The following is a 16,011-nucleotide window of genomic DNA, read 5'->3' on the forward strand; positions in this document are numbered from 1 at the left end:
ATATATTATGAATCTTTCCAAAAATTTTACTTTAGAACAAATGACCGTCACCGAGACGGGTTTATTAAACGAACCGGACGAAAAATCAATTGAATCTTTGAAACGATTATGTGAAACGATTCTTGAACCACTTTACGAAAACGTAAAGCTTCCGATTTCAGTTTCTTCTGGTTACAGGTCTCCCGAAGTAAACAGAAAAATAAAAGGTTCTATTACGAGCCAGCACATGCGGGGCGAAGCGGTTGATTTTGGGATCAAGGGTATGAGCAAAACGGAAATCTGTAAAAAGATCATCGATCTTGGACTTCCCTATCATCAACTTATCAACGAAGGGACTGTGTCTGGTGCGACCTGGATTCACGTTTCGATTGCTCCTAATGGAGTAAAACCAAAGAAAGAGTTTTTAAACGGAAACGGTGTTTCCGGAAAAATGAAATACCAACGCGTTTCAATAGGATAACAAGAAAGTGGAAGCAGTATATTTAGAAATTATAAAATTCTTAAATGAAGGATCTCTAACAAGAGTCCTTCTCGTCCTATTTTCATTTTTCTCTTTTTTGCTCCTTGCGGGTGTGGGGTTTTTGTGGTATAAAAATCCGGACATTATCAAAGAAGCCCTGCACACGCTTTCACTTAGAAAACTTCCGGAGAAGGTCGCGGAAGAGGAAACTATTTCTTTGGTTCCCAGCCTTGATCTGATCCGGAGTCTTTTTTCAACCTCGGTGGATTTTGGTTTCACCGAAAAAGGGGCGATCCTTCATTTTCCTTCGTATATGCGAACCAGAGAACAAGACGGCCTAAAGGAACTCTTGCAATCCGTCGTTTCCTCGGTGCGTGAAATTTCCACAGAAAACCGTTTGATCGAATTCGATTTAACAAACACACAACTTGTAAATCCATATTCCGCGGGGGCAATCTTTGAAATCATTGAGGATGTCCAGGCAAACAACGGCGTCTACTTGGTTCTTTCGTTTAAGGGGAATCACTTAAAAACTTTTGAAATCGATGTTCGAAAACTTCTCTCTCGTTCTGATTCCAAATCTGTAAATGTGAGGAAAAGAAGATGAAACGGTTTTTAACATTATTCCTAATTCTTTCTTTTATCTCTTGTTCTTCGTATCAATCCAAAGTTGAAAAAAACAAAACCGACTTAGACCAGGTGGAACAAATTGTATTAGATTCTAACGATATACCAGAAAAGAATAAAGATTTTATCAAACAAACTCTAAAGGAAACAAAGAAGCTCTTGGATAAAGGAGTTTCGGAATCGGCTCTTGCAGACAAGTGGCGGGATCATCTTTTTAACAAGTGGCTCTACATTTCTTTGTTTCTCCTGGGTGCGTTTACGTTGCTTGTTTTAAAATTTAAATCGTTCTCTTGGTCTTCTTTGATTCCAAATTTTGGAAAATCAAAACCCGGAGGTGAATCAAGTGGCTGAAACTGCAACCCCCGAAATTCCTAAAATCTTTCTCTTTCGTCTTCAGAATTGGAGTCCTGAGAAAGAAAAACTTTTATACGACAAACTGAAATCGGAGGGAAAAGGTGTAATTGATTTTTGGAATCGTTTTGAAGTTCCGGAGCATCCGGAAATCAAAAATTTTTATTTCGTTCCGAACGAAGAGGATCTTGTCAACAAAGTCAAATTTGTCGGACTTTCGAATACTGCTTTCCTTTTAGATTTTATCGGTTCTTTTGATCTGTCTGAGATCCCTGAATCTGTTTTTGAAATACCGGAAAGACAAGTCGGTGTTCCTATTTCCTATATCATTCTTGGAATCGTCTTACTTCTGATTATTTTTATGGGAGTGTTGAGATAATGGCTAAACGTTATTATTTATATTACAAGCAAATCGCAACGGGAAATTTCACAGTCGGAAAACCTGCCGGCTATTCGAACTTTCTACACAATCCAGACGCGAAACGAATGTCGTTTATTCTGCCTGAAAATTCGGGTAAAGCGCAAGAGATGATCGGAAAATTTGTTCAAGACTTTCAGAGACTGAACGTAAATAAATTTTCGATTTCGAATACTTCGATTCAAAACACGTCCACGACTGGACCAGCTCCATCACCAAAACCCCCTGTAGGTTCCACAGATCCACCGAGTCCGACTAAGGTGATTACGCATTCGGAGAAGATTGAGCCGAAGAAAGAGGAAGACAATAACGATAACCGAATCCTTATAGCGGGCGGTATTTTTATTCTCGCGATCGTTGTCTATTACTGGAAGTTTGCTCCGAAAAAGAGCAAGAGAAGAAGGTAAAATTTTGTGCCTGAAACTCCATTTGATTTTGACGGGAAATATACACCATCCGGGGACGTAAGGCATGTCATTGATTGGTCTGGATACTCCGGAGAGGTAAACATTCCCGATTCTCTGAAAATCTTTTACGGATTTTTAGAAGAGCCTGAAAAAAGAAGAATCTCTTTTATTGTTCAGTCAGGAACCGTATTTCGTGAACAGTTTACCTTCAAAATCTATTCTAAAGATCCGCAAATTTCCGAGTTTAACAAAATATTCTCTCAATCGAATATTCAAATTCCAAACTTTTCTAAATCTGTTCGAACCTATGATTACGATACGAAAGGAACGAATATTCCCGGTATTCCTGAACGCGTAAAGAAAGAGGCCGAAGATTTCTTCAAGGATGCGAAAAACATCGTCCTTGCTGGTCTGGGTATTTTTATTGGCTGGCAAATTTTCGGTGATGATCTTCTCGGAAGGAAGAAATAATGTCGGTTATCAATTCCTTAGAAAACGTGGACTCTCGTCTTGTTTCGTTTATGCAGGATTTGAAACGAACTCTTCCGAACGTTTACGTTTTTGAGTCTCGCCGGTCGTGGGCAAGGCAAGCTAAGTTGTATGCGGCCTGTAAGACGGGAACAGGTTCTTGTCCGGCGGCTCCGCCGGGATCGAGCGCGCATCAATACGGTCGGGCTCTCGATGTGAACGGTTTCAGTGCGGTGAGTGATCGGAAAACGATCGAATCCGTTTTAGTTCGTCATCCTGAAATCGAATGGGGTGTTGACTGGAAGCAATCTGATCCTCCTCACTTTCAGATTCGAAATTGGCGCAAGAGCCTCGGGCCCTCTTTTTCTGAAATAATAATCGACGGAGGTTATTGGGTATGGATTGTAATTGCAATAGTCATAATATATCATCTCAGCCGGTAAACGGGGAACTCGGATTTTGGCCGTTCGATTGGATCGAACAGAAAGCGACTGAGTTTTGTATGGAGAAAGCATATGATCATTTAACTCCGATTGTAGCTCTTCTAATCGCTCTGTTTGTTTTTGTTATTTTAAGCGGAAGAGTTAAGTGGGTTTGAAACAAGATCAAACCTTAGAGAAAGCTCGGGCTTTAACTATATCACTTTCCGCTAAGGCAAAAGCAGACGCTTTGAAATCCGGCCTGAACGTTCTGTTTCGAAGAGGAAACTTTCTTATCTGCCGAAAACCCGACGGTAGCGAAACGGAAATAAAAGAGCTTCGTCCAAGGGTTTCAGGTTTTCCTACCGACTACAATTTATCCTAAACTCAAACGAGTTTTCATGCATTTTTTCCATTTTCCCCTAAATTAACATTGACAAAATGGAAGAAATGCATATCCTACACTTATTCTTTGAAAGAGGGGGTGATACATGGAAATGGCGACCGCAAAAAATCTACATTCAATAAACGTAGATAAAGATTTAATGCAAAGACTTCTCTCCGCTTTTGAAAGAGCGACAGGAGCCGAGCCTTCTATCAAGAGCTTAGTTGAAAATGCTTTGAAGGAAAAAATCGAATACTACGAAAAACGGTCGCTGGTTGCAAAAAACCGGTGAACGATAAGAACACTTCCGGTAATGTATATTTTTGTTTTACGATCTAATGAGACAAAATCTGGCTCATAATTTCAAGAGACATAAACTACATTATGGGAAGTAACTCATTTGAAAATATACTTGAAACACTGAATGTTTCCTCATCTAAAAACCTACACGAAACCTAATCAAAGATCAGTAGTCGGACTAAATTCTCGTCTCCATTTTGGAATCGTATGATAGATTGCCTTTTTTCTACACTTTCTTATTTATACATTAGGTGATCGAATTGGCGCAGCTATTTTGATTAGATCATCTTGTAGTTGGTTTATTTCATTTTTAATCGAAAAAAGGTCGAGGTTCTTGTAAACTGATTTTATATCTAATTTATTTGTACTTGGAATTTCTTTTTTTTCTTAGTGGCATATCTGTATCTTTCTCGAAATAACTTAATCACAACCTTTCGTTCCTCTAAAAATAGTTTTTATATTACGGCCCTTACTTAAAAGAGTACTTCAAATCCATTTTTACAACGTAAAAAAATGCAAGAATTAAGGAGGCCACCGAAAAGATTTGGAACAGGCACAAATAGTATATTCAATTACAAGCATTTAGGTTACATTTGGAGTAAATTTTTAGATAACGAAACAATGCATGTTTCATACTCGTTTTTCGTGAGGAAAGTTGAGTTACCAATGGTATTTAGCTTTGATTTACGAATAGATTTTTTATCGTATATCATATTTACAGTCTTTTAGAAAAATATACGACATATGCGAAGTTGGCATTCAGCCAGAGATTTTTATAAAAATAAAGAAAGAGTTACAGGCAAAGATTTATTTCAATTTGTGGAATCCATTGCAATGGAAAAAGGATATTTTTTTGGAAATAATATCGCCGGTCATCTTATTGATGAATTTTCTCATTATAAGATTCACGAGTCTACTCCAGAAAATTACATTTGTTTAGATAATTTAACCGATCTAAAATCGCCTTTCAATGGTTTTTCTAGATTTTGGATTCTTGAAATTCATTTTATTGATAAGAATAAACAATTTGGAAGTTTTTTGAACAGATTCTAATTTAAGTTGAACAGTATATAACATCGGCTACCACTATGCTTCAGGACTTGCCTTCGCTGGGTTATATTCGCTGCTGTCGGATTTAATTTTTCTAAGCTCATTCGAGCCGTTTTTAATCGTATCTTTACTTATCGTTTTTATTTTTAATTTGGGTCTTGTGCCTTTCTTTTCTGAAAGACCTCTCTTTTTCAGAGACGACTAAATATTGTATATTGTCATTTACTTTCAAATTCAAAGAGTTTTTTTAGAAAAAATGAGAACGCCACTAAACCGCTAAGTAAATTAACTGCCCAATCGAAAAAGTTCTGATATCTTAGATCAAATTTGAACAGTTAATGAAGTTTGTTTGATTAAAAACTTGGTAAAATTGAATTTAGAGCCGGTCTCAAAACTACCTATCAAAAAAGTTAAAAGCAATGATAGAGCTTGCGAGATAAAGAGATGCAAGATAATTTTCAGATTTTCTTTCCCAACGAATTAGGATAGCCCTGAATCGATTGTGCCAACTGTTAGTTCTTTCAACGACCCAACGTCTAGGTTTTCCTTTATATTTACCGATGAGAGGCTTTTCACCTTTTTTCCGAATATGAGATTGAATGTTTCTTCTTTTGATTAAAACTTCTATATCTTTGAAATCATAACCTTTATCTAAACAAATATGTTTTGGCTTCTTTCTTCTTTTTCCGGAAAATATTAGGATTGAATTCAACGTATCTTTTACACCGTGTTTGTCATGAACGTTAGCTCCAGTCAATGTAATTGCCAAAGGAATTCCATTTCCATCTGTAAGAATATGCCGTTTAACCCCTAATTTGGCACGGTCTGTAGGGTTTTTCCCAGTTAAGCTCCCCCTTTGGGAGCTTTAACCATTGCCGAATCCATCGAAGCCCAGTCCCATGCTATTTGATTCTTTACATCATAATATTTTAAAATAGATTTATAAATCTTTTTGAATACTCCTGCTCGTTCCCATTCTTGAAATCTTCTGTGACAAGTTTGGCCTGATCCAAACTCATTCGGAATGGCACGCCACTGACAGCCTGTTTTCATTCGATAGATGATACCTGACATTACTACTCGTGTTGGTACTCGATTGCGACCTCCTTTCAGATTTACCTTTTCTTTCGGGATTAATGGGGCTATTTGTTTCCAAAGTGCATCCGGTATCTCTGAATAATATTTGTCCATTTCACATTGATATTATTACCCTTTCTCTCTACAAACAGTTTTGAGACCGGCTCTAAGTATAAATATAGTACTTAATATAAATTGAATATAATATTTACTTAAAAAATATTAAGTATTTCCTCCACTTTTCACTTTAGAAATGAATTCACCTAAAACTTTTAAAATCTCACCCATTTTAAACCAAGAGATTAAAACAATTCCAGAAGCAATAAAAAGACCGTATATACTGATTCCTCCAAATCCTTCCGATATTTTTGCATCTGGAAATGCCTTTAAAGTATAAAGACCTAATATAAGGAAGAAAAGACCTACAAAAAAAGCTTGGTTTGTAATACGAAAAAAACTTTTTTCCACTACAATAAAATTATCTAGTTTTTTCTCTAGTTCTTTTGCCTTTGAAGAATCTGGATGTATCTCCAAAAGATCTTTTGCTTTGAGTTCTTGTTTCATATTTTTTACCCCAGAAAAAATTTTTGGCATATCTTGTGTGCCAGATAGATCTTAAAAACTATATTATCAAATAATCTACAAGAGTCATCTTAGATTTGCTTTCAAGATTTAGAAGTAAATTTTTTATAATATTCTTTTACAAACATTTATGATCTTTAAGTAAGTCTGATTTTTTATATATCATTGTATTAATCGATTTAAATTGAATCGTATTTTTAAATTCATCAAACATAAACTCATTACTTTGGTATCGCTTCTTGAAAACTCAAAGATAGATTTACTACTCGGATGTATGAAGAATAATATCAAAAATTAATGATTGATTTTATAAAAATGTAAAAGAAATTAAAAATTGCACCTAACTTAGAATTCTTGGCTTTTTTGAAATAGCTTCTCTATTTTAAACTTTGAAACAAGTTTAGTTTAAATACATCTAGAATGGTAAAAAAACTATTAGGGAGTTTTTAGTAATTCTGTGTATAATTTTTATTCTTCAAGTTCTGTACTGAAATCTACGAAAAAGATTTCTCTTGTACTTGTAAGATGCTCTTTCCAGAGAAAAATATATTCATTCCAAGTCCCTCCTTGCCAGTTTGTAAGAAAATAATACTTATTATAAATAGTATCATAATCTCTGAATATTACACGATCGCCAGATTTCAAACATCCTTCTTGAAGAAGCCAGATTTCAAGTGCATTAGAACCGTCATTGTATTTTGGATAGTAAGCATAATTTCCAACTCCTCCAAGCCACCAATTCCAATAATAATTTGGATAAGCAGAAGGCTCAATTTGTATAAGACCCTCCGTTATACAATTAGGATCACCTTCTTGATATAAATTGAACTTTGTAAATTCTGTGTCGCTTAAACCGTTTACCTTCAGCCATCCATTTGGTTTTTTAGAATTCGCTTGAACCTTTTTTCCGGTTGCTGCAGATGTCAAAGTCACTCTGTCGTATTTTCTTTTAACTTTAGATTTTTTTACAGATCTATCTTTTAAAAGTTTGATTTTTTGATAATCTTCAGGAAATAAAAGCAAGGAATGAAGTAAATTACTTTCAGAAGAATATTGATCTGGTAGACAATTTGAAAAGATAAATACCCAGTAAATTATCAAAATTTTTAGATCGATTAGACCCGTTGTATTTTTCTTTTTGAAAAAAAATTGTACCATTTTCATATCAATTTCCATTTAAAATTTTAATACATTATAACATAATAATTTAAAAAAGTAAATTTATAACATTAGGGTATAATTCCCTATTTAAATGAGCATGTATGTCACTTTAGTTCCAAAAAAATATCTATTCTTTTATTTTAGAATAAGCTCTTGGCATAAAAGTTTAAGGGTGTTCGATTTTATTAGTAATTATCAATATTATTTTTATGTGTCATAGTTTAAAATGATTTTACAAAAAGTGAGTTGGCAGTTTCAATTTCTTCGAAATTAAATTGAATACATTCTGTATTTTGAATATTTGAGATACTTTTTGTTTTAGGCTTATAAGTCTTTAGCATTCTTTTTATAACAAAGCCATGTGTACATAACGCTATAATGTGATTGGAAAACAGATTGATCATATTCATTAAGGAAAAATGTATTCTAATATCTGTTTCTTGTTTTGATTCTCCATTTGGAAATCGAAGTGTGTCATATTTAGAATTATGATCATTCCATTTTTTCCAAAAGTTTTTTCCGAAATAAAAATCCACTTCGTTTATCAATTTTCCTTGCGCCTCTCCCAGAAATACTTCTCTGAAGCCAGAATTCAATATCGGATTTAGATTCAGTTCGTCAGATATAATTTGACTCGTTTCTTGGGCTCTTTTTAGATCGCTACCAAATAAGACTTCGATTCCTAGACGTTTTAAAACTAACGCTAAAGATTTTGACTGAAGTTCTCCCCTCATATTAATCGGAACTTCCAGATGTCCTTGAAGCCTTCCTTCTCGATTCCAATCCGTTTCCCCGTGTCTGAAAACATATATAATATTTGATTTTTTGAATGTATTCTTCAATTCTTTAATTTCTTTTTTACAAAAGATAAACCACTCCTGAATAGATTAAAACGTAAAATGTAAATGTTAAAATCGAAGATAGTAAAATTAGTTTGTTGGTTTTAAGAATTTGTTCGATTTGAAATTCTTTTTTTGGATCCCCAAGTTTCGGTTTTATATTTTGAACTCCACTGTAAAAGTTAATTCCGCCTAATTGTATTTCTAAAGCTCCTGCTACAGCTGCTTCTGTAAGACCTGAATTTGGGCTTGGATGTTTTTTTCCGTCTCTTTTTAGAATATATAATGAGTTTTTAAAGTTATAACCTAAAAAGAAAGATGAAAATACAAGTATATAAGATGTAATTCTTGCAGGTAGATAGTTTGCTAAATCGTCCATTCTTGCCGGAAAACTTCCGAATCTTAAATACTTTTTGTTTTTGTACCCAAAAAGAGAGTCTAACGTGTTGATTGATCGATATAACATGGCCCATGCAGGTCCACCAAAAACCGCATAAAATAGTGGAGTTGTAATTCCATCTACTAAGTTTTCAGCAGTACTTTCCACACAGGCCCGAATGATCTCAGACTCGCTCAAACTTTCCGTATCTCTTGCTACTATTTTAGATACTTTTTTGCGTGCTAGTGAAAGATCGGCTTGCACTAACGCATCGTAAACTTCCTTACTATGATCAATCATATCTCGAATTGCAATCGTAGTATAAATAATTATTATAGATAAGAACTCACCTAAAATCCAATGAAGTTGATTCACAAATTTTATAAATAAAAATGGTATAATAAAAGAAATCAAATATACAAAACAAGAGGTCAAAATTCCAGCCACTTCTTCCGAAGAACAATTGTTTCTAAAAAACTTTTCTAAAGTTCTTGCTAACTTTCCGATTGCTCTTACCGGATGAGGAAGATTTTTAGGATCTCCTAGAATCAAATCTACAAGAATGGATATGGTAATGCCCCAAGGCATTCTTAGCTGAGTCCCAATTTACGATAGATAAGATTTATATTCAAAGATCGTCTAACGTGTTTGGCTAATTTATCTAAAGACTTTTCTAAATTATAAGAAACTTGAACATCGACTAAAGGGGCTTTTCCTTTCCGGATTCTAATTTGATCCAGATATTTCCTGCGAAATTGGTCCTTGTCAAAAATTCCGTGAATATATGTTCCCCAAATCCTTCCCGTTGAATCACTATGTCCTAACTCTTCGGATTTTTCGTTTAAAAGTATCACATGCGTATTGCCGACGGATTTTGTTTTACCATGATGAATTTCGTATCCTTCTACCTCTGTTTTTGTTGGGATATGAGTGGCAAAAACTCTTTTGATAGATTTAATTTTTTCTAATATAGTTTCAATTGGTAAAAGCGAAATTCCTTGTATATGACCTTGATTACTTTCAATACAATACGGATCGAAAATGTTTTTTCCGAGCATTTGATAACCTCCGCAGATTCCTACTATATCCGTTTTTTGATTCCGAGATAACGCAAAAATTTTATCTGCTAAACCGACATCGTATAAGTGATTTAAATCAGAGATTACGTTTTTGCTTCCCGGAAGAATCAAAATGTCCGGTTCTCCTAAATCTTCAGCAGTTCTTACGATCCTAACTCTAACATCTGGTTCGGCTTTAAGTGCGTCTATATCTGTATGATTGGAAATCCTAGGAATATCGATCAACACAACGTCTAACCTGTCTCCCAACATAGACGTGTCGTATAACGCTCTAGATTTGAATTCCAAAGAATCTTCTTCAGGTAATTCAAGATTTTTAATATATGGAACAATTCCTATAACTGGTCTATTTGTGTAATCCTCTATATAGTTTATGCCAGTTTTCAAAAGTTCTTTTATTCCACGAAAACGGTTGATGACAAAACCAAAAACAAGCTTTCTTTCCCATTCTGTTAGTGTTTCCATCGTTCCTAAAATGGATCCAAATAATCCTCCATGATCTATGTTCCCTACCAACAATACGTCTGCTTTTGCATATTCCGCCATTCTCATATTAACTATATCATTTTTTTTCAGATTTACTTCAGAAGCGCTACCGGCACCTTCTATTATAATTACATTATATTCTGATGAAAGAGAATCATAAGATTTTTTTACTTCTTCAAACGCAATCGATTTGTATTGATCGTAGTTTTTAAAATTCATCGAGTTTATCACTTTCCCATTGATGATTACTTGAGATTTTTTTTCGCTTGAAGGTTTGAGTAAAATTGGATTCATTCGTACATCGGGGAGAATCTTAGCTGCTTGCGCTTGTAGTGCTTGTGCCCTGCCGATTTCTTCTCCATTTAAAGTAACAAATGAGTTGAGAGCCATATTTTGAGATTTGAAAGGAGCTACTTTGATGCCATCTTGTGCTAGAATTCTACACAACGCAGCAGTCAAAATACTTTTTCCAACGTTAGACGCAGTTCCTTGAAACATAATGGAAGGAGTTTTTTTTGAGAATTTTAGTTTTTGTCGAGTTCCATAAAATATATTTGAAAATGCATCTATAATTTTTTCATTCTCTTCAGGAATTCGTACTGCAATTCGGATAAAGTTTTTAGACAACCCTGAAAAATTTTCGCAATTTCGTACTGCAATTTTATATTTTAGAAGTAATTCTTGGACTAAATTAGATATATTTCTATTACCTAATATTTTAATTAAAATAAAATTGGTATCGCTTGGAAATGGATTCAAAAATTCTAAATTAGAAAGGTCATATATTAATTTTTCTTTCCAAACTTGCATATTTTGTTTTGAATTTTTTATATAATTTTCGTCGTCGATTGCTTTTTCATATACCGAAGCGGCAAGACTATTTACATTCCAAGTGGGTAGTTTTTTAGAAATATTAGAACAAATAGAAGAGGAAGCATAACAAATTCCAATTCTTAAACCGGGAAGAGCCAAAATCTTAGTCATAGATTGGATTAGAATCATATTCTCGGTTCTATCTTTAAGAAAAGAAGATCCTTTCGTACAAAAATGAATAAAGGATTCGTCGATTACAAAAATAGAATTTTGAAATTCTTGTGCGAGTTTTAAAATTTCTATTTTATCGAGTGTTACCCCGGTGGGGTTGTTCGGATGCCCTAAAAAAATCAAAGCTTTTTGATTTATCTTAGACTTGAGTACATCTCTAACCTCGTCTATATCTAAACGAAATTGTTTTTCTTCTTTAAGAATAACTTCAACACAAGGAATTTTTCGAAGTGATACTGCCTCTTTGTATCCACTATAACAGGGAACAGCGATTAACGTATAATCTGCCTTAACTACAAACGGGATTTGAAGTATAAGTTCGGAAGCTCCGTTCCCTATAACGATTTGATCTGAACATATTTTATATTTTGAATGTATTTTATTCTTTAAAGAAGTATAATTTGGATCCGGATAAGAAATAAGATCTTCTATCTTAGAATGTAAAAATGGCCTTAACCATTCTGGAAAACCTAATGGATTTATATTAGCCGAAAAATCTAGAATTTCTTTCGGATTACACCCTACTCTTTTTGAAAGTTCGATCAAATTTCCTCCGTGTTCAAATAAGTTCATTGGAGCTTTTTATTTTGCCTTGTTTACCCTTTGATTTTAATAGGAATTCCACTGGACATAAAATAAACATAATCTGCGTTATACGCTATTGTTTGGTTGCAGATTCCAAGTAAGTCTCTGTAAATTCTACCAGTTTTGTTTTCGGGAACAAGTCCAAGTCCAACCTCGTTACTTACAAATATAACTTGTTTTACCTTGGCGTTTCTAATATGTTCCACAAGTTCTGTACAATTTTTTTTAATCGTAGTTTCTTCGATTTTCTTTTTTTCTATTTTAGATTTATATAATAAATTGTTGATCCAGAGACTAAGGCAATCGACTACTATAATCGATTTTTCAAAAAAGTATTTGGATTTAAATAGATTCAAAAGATTGAATTCTTCTTCTATAGTTTTCCATATAGAATTATCTCTTTCTTTTTTATGCTTTAGAATTCTTTGATTCATTTCTTCGTCAAAAACAGGACAAGTTGCAATAAAGTATTTTTGTCCTTTTATATTTTTTGTAAGTTCGAGCGCAAAGCGGCTTTTACCACTTCTGCAACCTCCCGTAATCAAAGTGATCGTGGACATTCGTATCTTTTTTTTTCTGTTTTGAATCTGCTTTTTTTCCAATTTGAAATTCCTTGACTTACTGATTGATAAACCGCCTTTCCAATCAGATGTCCTGAAAGTGTGTGTTTTCCAGTATAACGTTTTGTTGAACTGCGAGAAGGAGATGCAAATGCGATACAATCGGTTCCGGTACCAGTTACAAGTCCGGTCTTACTTTGTATCTTTGCTTCCAATACGGCGAGAGTCCTTGCTTCAGCAATGAGGGAAATTGCTTCTAAAGAAGTATTCAACTCAAATGGAATAGAACATTGTACGAGTATATTGATTGTTCCATACGAATTAGATTGAAAAGGTGGATCTCCAATTCTAACCGAGTTACCTAACCCCACTGTAACTACAGATCGAATTGTTAAATTTTGTTTTTCTAATATCACTTCCGAATAGTTTTCAAGAGGGACACTCGTAAGAAAACCAACTCCATTTCTAGATTCTTTTTTGTGTAATAAACTTCTATAAAAGTAATCGATTGGATCCACTTCTAGAGTTAAATCTTTATCTTGCACACGATGCCATAAAACACAGTCTACTTGTTCTTTCCAACCTCCTCCGACCACTGCCCAACTAAGAACGTTATGCGGCTCTTCAAAGTTTACTTCGAGCCAAGAATTTTTAACGTGAATCATTTTTGTAAACAGGATTGAACAAATCCTTTTGCTAAACTTGGATTGGAAGCCCAATGAGCGTGTATATAAGAAGCAAGAACCGAATTTTTAGAATAACCTTCTTCGTCAACTTGATCACCTTTTCTTCTTCTAAAATTATAAACGAATTCTACGGAATCAGATTTATCTAATTCTAAATAGGAATAGCGGAATTGATGACCTCTGAATCTTAGGCCAGCATCTCCGAAGATTGTTTCCTTTTTTGTGGTTACTTCCACATAACCTAGAGCTTTTAATTTTTTTTCCATGATAGAAATTGCAGAAATTAGACCGAGCATTGGAAAAAATTCTTCTTCGACGAGCTTAATTCCTTTAGAAAGATACATAAGACCTCCACATTCCGCATAAATTGGAATATTATTATATGATAAATCTAGAATATAATTAAGCAATGATTCGTTTTTAGATAGAGTTGACGCAAAAAGTTCAGGATAACCTCCTCCAAAGTAAAGTCCGTCCAAGTCAGGAAGTATTGAATCAGAAAGAGGAGAAAAAAAGATCAACTCTGCTCCAGCTTGTCTGAGTTGCATTAAATTTTCTTCATAATAAAAATGGAATGCTGAATCCATAGCAATTCCGATTTTACAGCTCTTTGAAACAGTATTTATGTTCAAAACCGGAATTGAAATTTCCGAAGCAGAACTTGCAATTTTAAGTATAGAATCTATTTCTAAACTTTTTTCTCCTTCCTCCCCCCAAAAATTAAATTTTTCTTCTGAAAAATTTTCTTCAGACGCAGAATACAAACCTAAATGTCTTTCCGGAAACGTTTGTTCCAGATGTTTGCAAAATCCACCTAAAATTGGAATTTCAGTAGATGCATCTTTCAAAAGCTGAATATGAGATTGACTTCCGGTAAAATTAGCGAAAGCTCCTGCTAGATTGAGATCTGGGTCAAATGTTTTCAGTCCTTTTAAAATCGCAGAAACGGTTCTTGCCATTCCACTTGTATCTAAAACAACTAACACTGGTGAGGCGAGCCACTTTGCAATTTCTGCCGTAGAACCAATTTCGGAGTTTGGAGAATGACCGTCAAAAAGCCCCATCATACCTTCTATGATTGCAATGTCTGCGTTATGACACGCTTGATAAAAAGTATTTAAAACTGATTCTTTACCCATTAGCCATCCGTCTAAATTGTGACAGATTTGTTGCGAAGCTCTAGAATGATATGTAGGATCCAAATAATCGGGTCCACATTTAAAAGTTGCAACTTTCAAACCTCTCCTTCGAAAAATTTGAGTAAGCGCGAGTACGATCGTGGTTTTTCCAACTCCGCTTCCCGTGCCCCCGATGACAATTCTGGGAATTTTAATATTCATTAAAAATCGATTCCCTTTTGCGCAGGAATTCCATTTTGATACGGATGTTTTTGGGCCTCGATTACGCTCACTAGGTCCGCATAATCCGTCAAAACTTTTGGACAGTTTCTTCCAGTAATGATAACATGAAGGTTTTTACGTCTTTTTTTTAAAGTGTATATCACATCTTCTACGTTCAACCAGCCGTGATGAAATGTATAAGTAATTTCATCAAGTATTATAATGTTATAATTTTCTTTTAAAATCATTTTGGAAGAAAGCGCCCAGGCCATTCTTGCCGCAGCTTTATCATTGTCTAGATTCTCGCTGTCCCAAGTAAAACCCAAACCCATAACGTGAAAGTCAAGTTCTGGAATTTTTTCCGAGAACATTTTTTCTCCGGTTTCCCATTTACCTTTTAAAAACTGGACAACTCCACATTTCAGTCCTCTTCCTAAGGCTCTGAATACGATTCCCAAAGCAGCCGTGGTTTTTCCTTTACCATTCCCTGTATAAACGATCACAAGTCCTTTGGAATTTTTTTCGTCTGGATTCATAAATTCTTTTTTGCCTTTCTGAAACCGTGTGAAAAATCCGCAGAGTAAAGTCTAGAATCTGCAAAATCGTTACAATCCAAAATCGGACCTATAAATATGATCGCCGTGGAGGAAATTTTTTCCTTTTTAACTTTAGATACAATATCGTCTAACGTTCCAACGACAATTTTTTGTTCAGGCCAAGTCGCTTTTTGAATAACTGCCACTGGACATTTTCCTCCATAGTAGGGGCTTAGTTGTTCTACAATTGTACGAATATGTAAAACGCTTAAAAAAAGAGTCAGAGTCGCTCCAGACTGAGCGAGAATTTCAAGCCTTTCCTTTTCAGGAACCGGTGTTCTTCCTGCAATACGTGTGATGATGATGGTCTGAGAAACTTCGGGAAGAGTCAGTTCTTTTCCTAAAACAGCGGCGGCGGCGGTAAAAGAACTGACTCCCGGAACAATTTCATATTGAATATTCAAAAATTCTAATTTCCGTATTTGTTCGGCAATGGATCCGAAGATAGAAGGATCGCCGGTATGAACCCTGGCTACGTCTTGATTGTTTTCTCTTGCGGATAGTATGACCGAAATAATTTCGTCCAACGTCATATTCGAAGAATCTAATACATTTGCTTCTTTTTTAGCTCTTTTAATTACGGCTTTTGGTACGAGTGAACCAGTATAAAGAATGATCGGACAGGTTTCGATAAGTCTCGCGCCCTTGATTGTGATTAGTTCAGGATCTCCGGGACCTGCTCCAATAATATAAACTTTCATAAGATACAACT

The 16,011-nt window shown here is 34.7% G+C and carries 21 protein-coding genes and 3 pseudogenes; 11 read left to right on the top strand and 13 right to left on the bottom strand.

What is annotated here, in order from left to right; genetic code table 11:
* Window positions 1-7: 7 nt before the first annotated feature.
* From LEP1GSC059_RS10285 to LEP1GSC059_RS10330, 10 genes are all read left to right on the top strand, one after another.
* On the top strand, window positions 8-460 hold the full coding sequence (locus LEP1GSC059_RS10285) for a D-Ala-D-Ala carboxypeptidase family metallohydrolase (protein WP_017213343.1): 453 nt from the start codon (window positions 8-10) through the stop codon (window positions 458-460).
* 7 nt (window positions 461-467) lie between these two features.
* A complete protein-coding gene (locus LEP1GSC059_RS10290) occupies window positions 468-1,067 on the top strand; it encodes a hypothetical protein (RefSeq protein WP_017213342.1) in 600 nt (199 codons plus the stop codon).
* On the top strand, window positions 1,064-1,438 hold the full coding sequence (locus LEP1GSC059_RS10295) for a hypothetical protein (RefSeq protein WP_017213341.1): 375 nt from the start codon (window positions 1,064-1,066) through the stop codon (window positions 1,436-1,438). The genes LEP1GSC059_RS10290 and LEP1GSC059_RS10295 overlap by 4 nt, the downstream gene beginning before the upstream one ends.
* Window positions 1,431-1,817 carry a hypothetical protein gene (locus tag LEP1GSC059_RS10300; RefSeq protein ID WP_017213340.1) on the top strand — a complete coding sequence of 129 codons (387 nt, stop codon included), beginning with the start codon at window positions 1,431-1,433 and terminating at the stop codon, window positions 1,815-1,817. Before LEP1GSC059_RS10295 ends, LEP1GSC059_RS10300 begins: the two co-directional genes overlap by 8 nt.
* Window positions 1,817-2,263: a hypothetical protein gene (locus LEP1GSC059_RS10305; protein ID WP_017213339.1), complete on the top strand. Its 447-nt coding sequence runs from the start codon at window positions 1,817-1,819 to the stop codon at window positions 2,261-2,263. The genes LEP1GSC059_RS10300 and LEP1GSC059_RS10305 overlap by 1 nt, the downstream gene beginning before the upstream one ends.
* A gap of 6 nt (window positions 2,264-2,269) precedes the next feature.
* Window positions 2,270-2,734, top strand: a complete 465-nt coding sequence (locus LEP1GSC059_RS10310; RefSeq protein WP_017213338.1) for a hypothetical protein — start codon at window positions 2,270-2,272, stop codon at window positions 2,732-2,734.
* Window positions 2,734-3,174, top strand: a complete 441-nt coding sequence (locus LEP1GSC059_RS10315) for a M15 family metallopeptidase (RefSeq protein ID WP_017213337.1) — start codon at window positions 2,734-2,736, stop codon at window positions 3,172-3,174. The genes LEP1GSC059_RS10310 and LEP1GSC059_RS10315 overlap by 1 nt, the downstream gene beginning before the upstream one ends.
* Window positions 3,129-3,329, top strand: a complete 201-nt coding sequence (locus LEP1GSC059_RS24205; RefSeq protein WP_020980700.1) for a hypothetical protein — start codon at window positions 3,129-3,131, stop codon at window positions 3,327-3,329. The genes LEP1GSC059_RS10315 and LEP1GSC059_RS24205 overlap by 46 nt, the downstream gene beginning before the upstream one ends.
* Window positions 3,320-3,535 (top strand): hypothetical protein, encoded by a 216-nt coding sequence (locus LEP1GSC059_RS10325; protein ID WP_020980639.1) that lies wholly within the window; start codon window positions 3,320-3,322, stop codon window positions 3,533-3,535. The genes LEP1GSC059_RS24205 and LEP1GSC059_RS10325 overlap by 10 nt, the downstream gene beginning before the upstream one ends.
* Before the next feature lie 106 nt (window positions 3,536-3,641).
* The gene (locus LEP1GSC059_RS10330; protein WP_017213334.1) at window positions 3,642-3,827 is read left to right on the top strand and encodes a hypothetical protein; all 186 of its coding nucleotides are present in this window, start codon (window positions 3,642-3,644) and stop codon (window positions 3,825-3,827) included.
* 176 nt (window positions 3,828-4,003) lie between these two features.
* Here the strand turns inward: LEP1GSC059_RS10330 and LEP1GSC059_RS21815 are convergent.
* Window positions 4,004-4,222: pseudogene (locus LEP1GSC059_RS21815) on the bottom strand (ISNCY family transposase); the annotation flags it as partial.
* 363 nt (window positions 4,223-4,585) lie between these two features.
* On the opposite strand from LEP1GSC059_RS21815, the pseudogene LEP1GSC059_RS10335 reads away from it, so the two are divergent.
* Window positions 4,586-4,893: pseudogene (locus LEP1GSC059_RS10335) on the top strand (M24 family metallopeptidase); the annotation flags it as partial.
* 191 nt (window positions 4,894-5,084) lie between these two features.
* Here LEP1GSC059_RS10335 and LEP1GSC059_RS24960 read toward each other — a convergent pair.
* The 12 genes and pseudogenes from LEP1GSC059_RS24960 to cobM all read right to left on the bottom strand — a co-directional run.
* Window positions 5,085-5,202 (bottom strand): annotated as a pseudogene (locus tag LEP1GSC059_RS24960) (IS982 family transposase); the annotation flags it as partial.
* Between the two features lie 77 nt (window positions 5,203-5,279).
* Window positions 5,280-6,055, bottom strand: a protein-coding gene (locus tag LEP1GSC059_RS23005; RefSeq protein ID WP_238323707.1) for an IS5 family transposase whose coding sequence is annotated in 2 segments (ribosomal slippage) — window positions 5,280-5,731 and window positions 5,731-6,055 — 777 coding nt in all. Because the reading frame shifts where the segments join, the coding sequence is not laid out codon by codon here.
* A gap of 129 nt (window positions 6,056-6,184) precedes the next feature.
* A complete protein-coding gene (locus LEP1GSC059_RS10350; protein WP_004426193.1) occupies window positions 6,185-6,526 on the bottom strand; it encodes a hypothetical protein in 342 nt (113 codons plus the stop codon).
* A gap of 486 nt (window positions 6,527-7,012) precedes the next feature.
* Entirely contained in the window at window positions 7,013-7,708 is a 696-nt protein-coding gene (locus LEP1GSC059_RS10355; RefSeq protein ID WP_002180015.1) for a hypothetical protein, read from the bottom strand.
* Window positions 7,709-7,926: 218 nt separating this feature from the next.
* A complete protein-coding gene (locus LEP1GSC059_RS10360) occupies window positions 7,927-8,547 on the bottom strand; it encodes a histidine phosphatase family protein (protein WP_017213329.1) in 621 nt (206 codons plus the stop codon).
* A gap of 16 nt (window positions 8,548-8,563) precedes the next feature.
* On the bottom strand, window positions 8,564-9,511 hold the full coding sequence (gene cbiB, locus LEP1GSC059_RS10365) for an adenosylcobinamide-phosphate synthase CbiB (RefSeq protein ID WP_017213328.1): 948 nt from the start codon (window positions 9,509-9,511) through the stop codon (window positions 8,564-8,566).
* Between the two features lie 2 nt (window positions 9,512-9,513).
* On the bottom strand, window positions 9,514-12,105 hold the full coding sequence (locus LEP1GSC059_RS10370; protein ID WP_017213327.1) for a cobyric acid synthase: 2,592 nt from the start codon (window positions 12,103-12,105) through the stop codon (window positions 9,514-9,516).
* A gap of 23 nt (window positions 12,106-12,128) precedes the next feature.
* Window positions 12,129-12,677, bottom strand: coding sequence for a bifunctional adenosylcobinamide kinase/adenosylcobinamide-phosphate guanylyltransferase (cobU, locus tag LEP1GSC059_RS10375; RefSeq protein WP_020980697.1), 549 nt, complete (start codon window positions 12,675-12,677; stop codon window positions 12,129-12,131).
* Window positions 12,659-13,342 (bottom strand): adenosylcobinamide amidohydrolase, encoded by a 684-nt coding sequence (locus LEP1GSC059_RS10380; protein WP_002180080.1) that lies wholly within the window; start codon window positions 13,340-13,342, stop codon window positions 12,659-12,661. The genes cobU and LEP1GSC059_RS10380 overlap by 19 nt, the downstream gene beginning before the upstream one ends.
* Window positions 13,339-14,703, bottom strand: coding sequence for a cobyrinic acid a,c-diamide synthase CobB (locus LEP1GSC059_RS10385; protein WP_017213325.1), 1,365 nt, complete (start codon window positions 14,701-14,703; stop codon window positions 13,339-13,341). Before LEP1GSC059_RS10385 ends, LEP1GSC059_RS10380 begins: the two co-directional genes overlap by 4 nt.
* Entirely contained in the window at window positions 14,703-15,239 is a 537-nt protein-coding gene (cobO, locus tag LEP1GSC059_RS10390) for a cob(I)yrinic acid a,c-diamide adenosyltransferase (RefSeq protein WP_020980715.1), read from the bottom strand. The genes LEP1GSC059_RS10385 and cobO overlap by 1 nt, the downstream gene beginning before the upstream one ends.
* Window positions 15,236-16,000: a precorrin-4 C(11)-methyltransferase gene (gene cobM / locus LEP1GSC059_RS10395; RefSeq protein ID WP_017213324.1), complete on the bottom strand. Its 765-nt coding sequence runs from the start codon at window positions 15,998-16,000 to the stop codon at window positions 15,236-15,238. The genes cobO and cobM overlap by 4 nt, the downstream gene beginning before the upstream one ends.
* Window positions 16,001-16,011: the final 11 nt, after the last annotated feature.

The sequence above is a fragment of the Leptospira noguchii serovar Panama str. CZ214 genome (genome assembly GCF_000306255.2).
Classification (GTDB): Bacteria; Spirochaetota; Leptospiria; order Leptospirales; family Leptospiraceae; genus Leptospira; species Leptospira noguchii.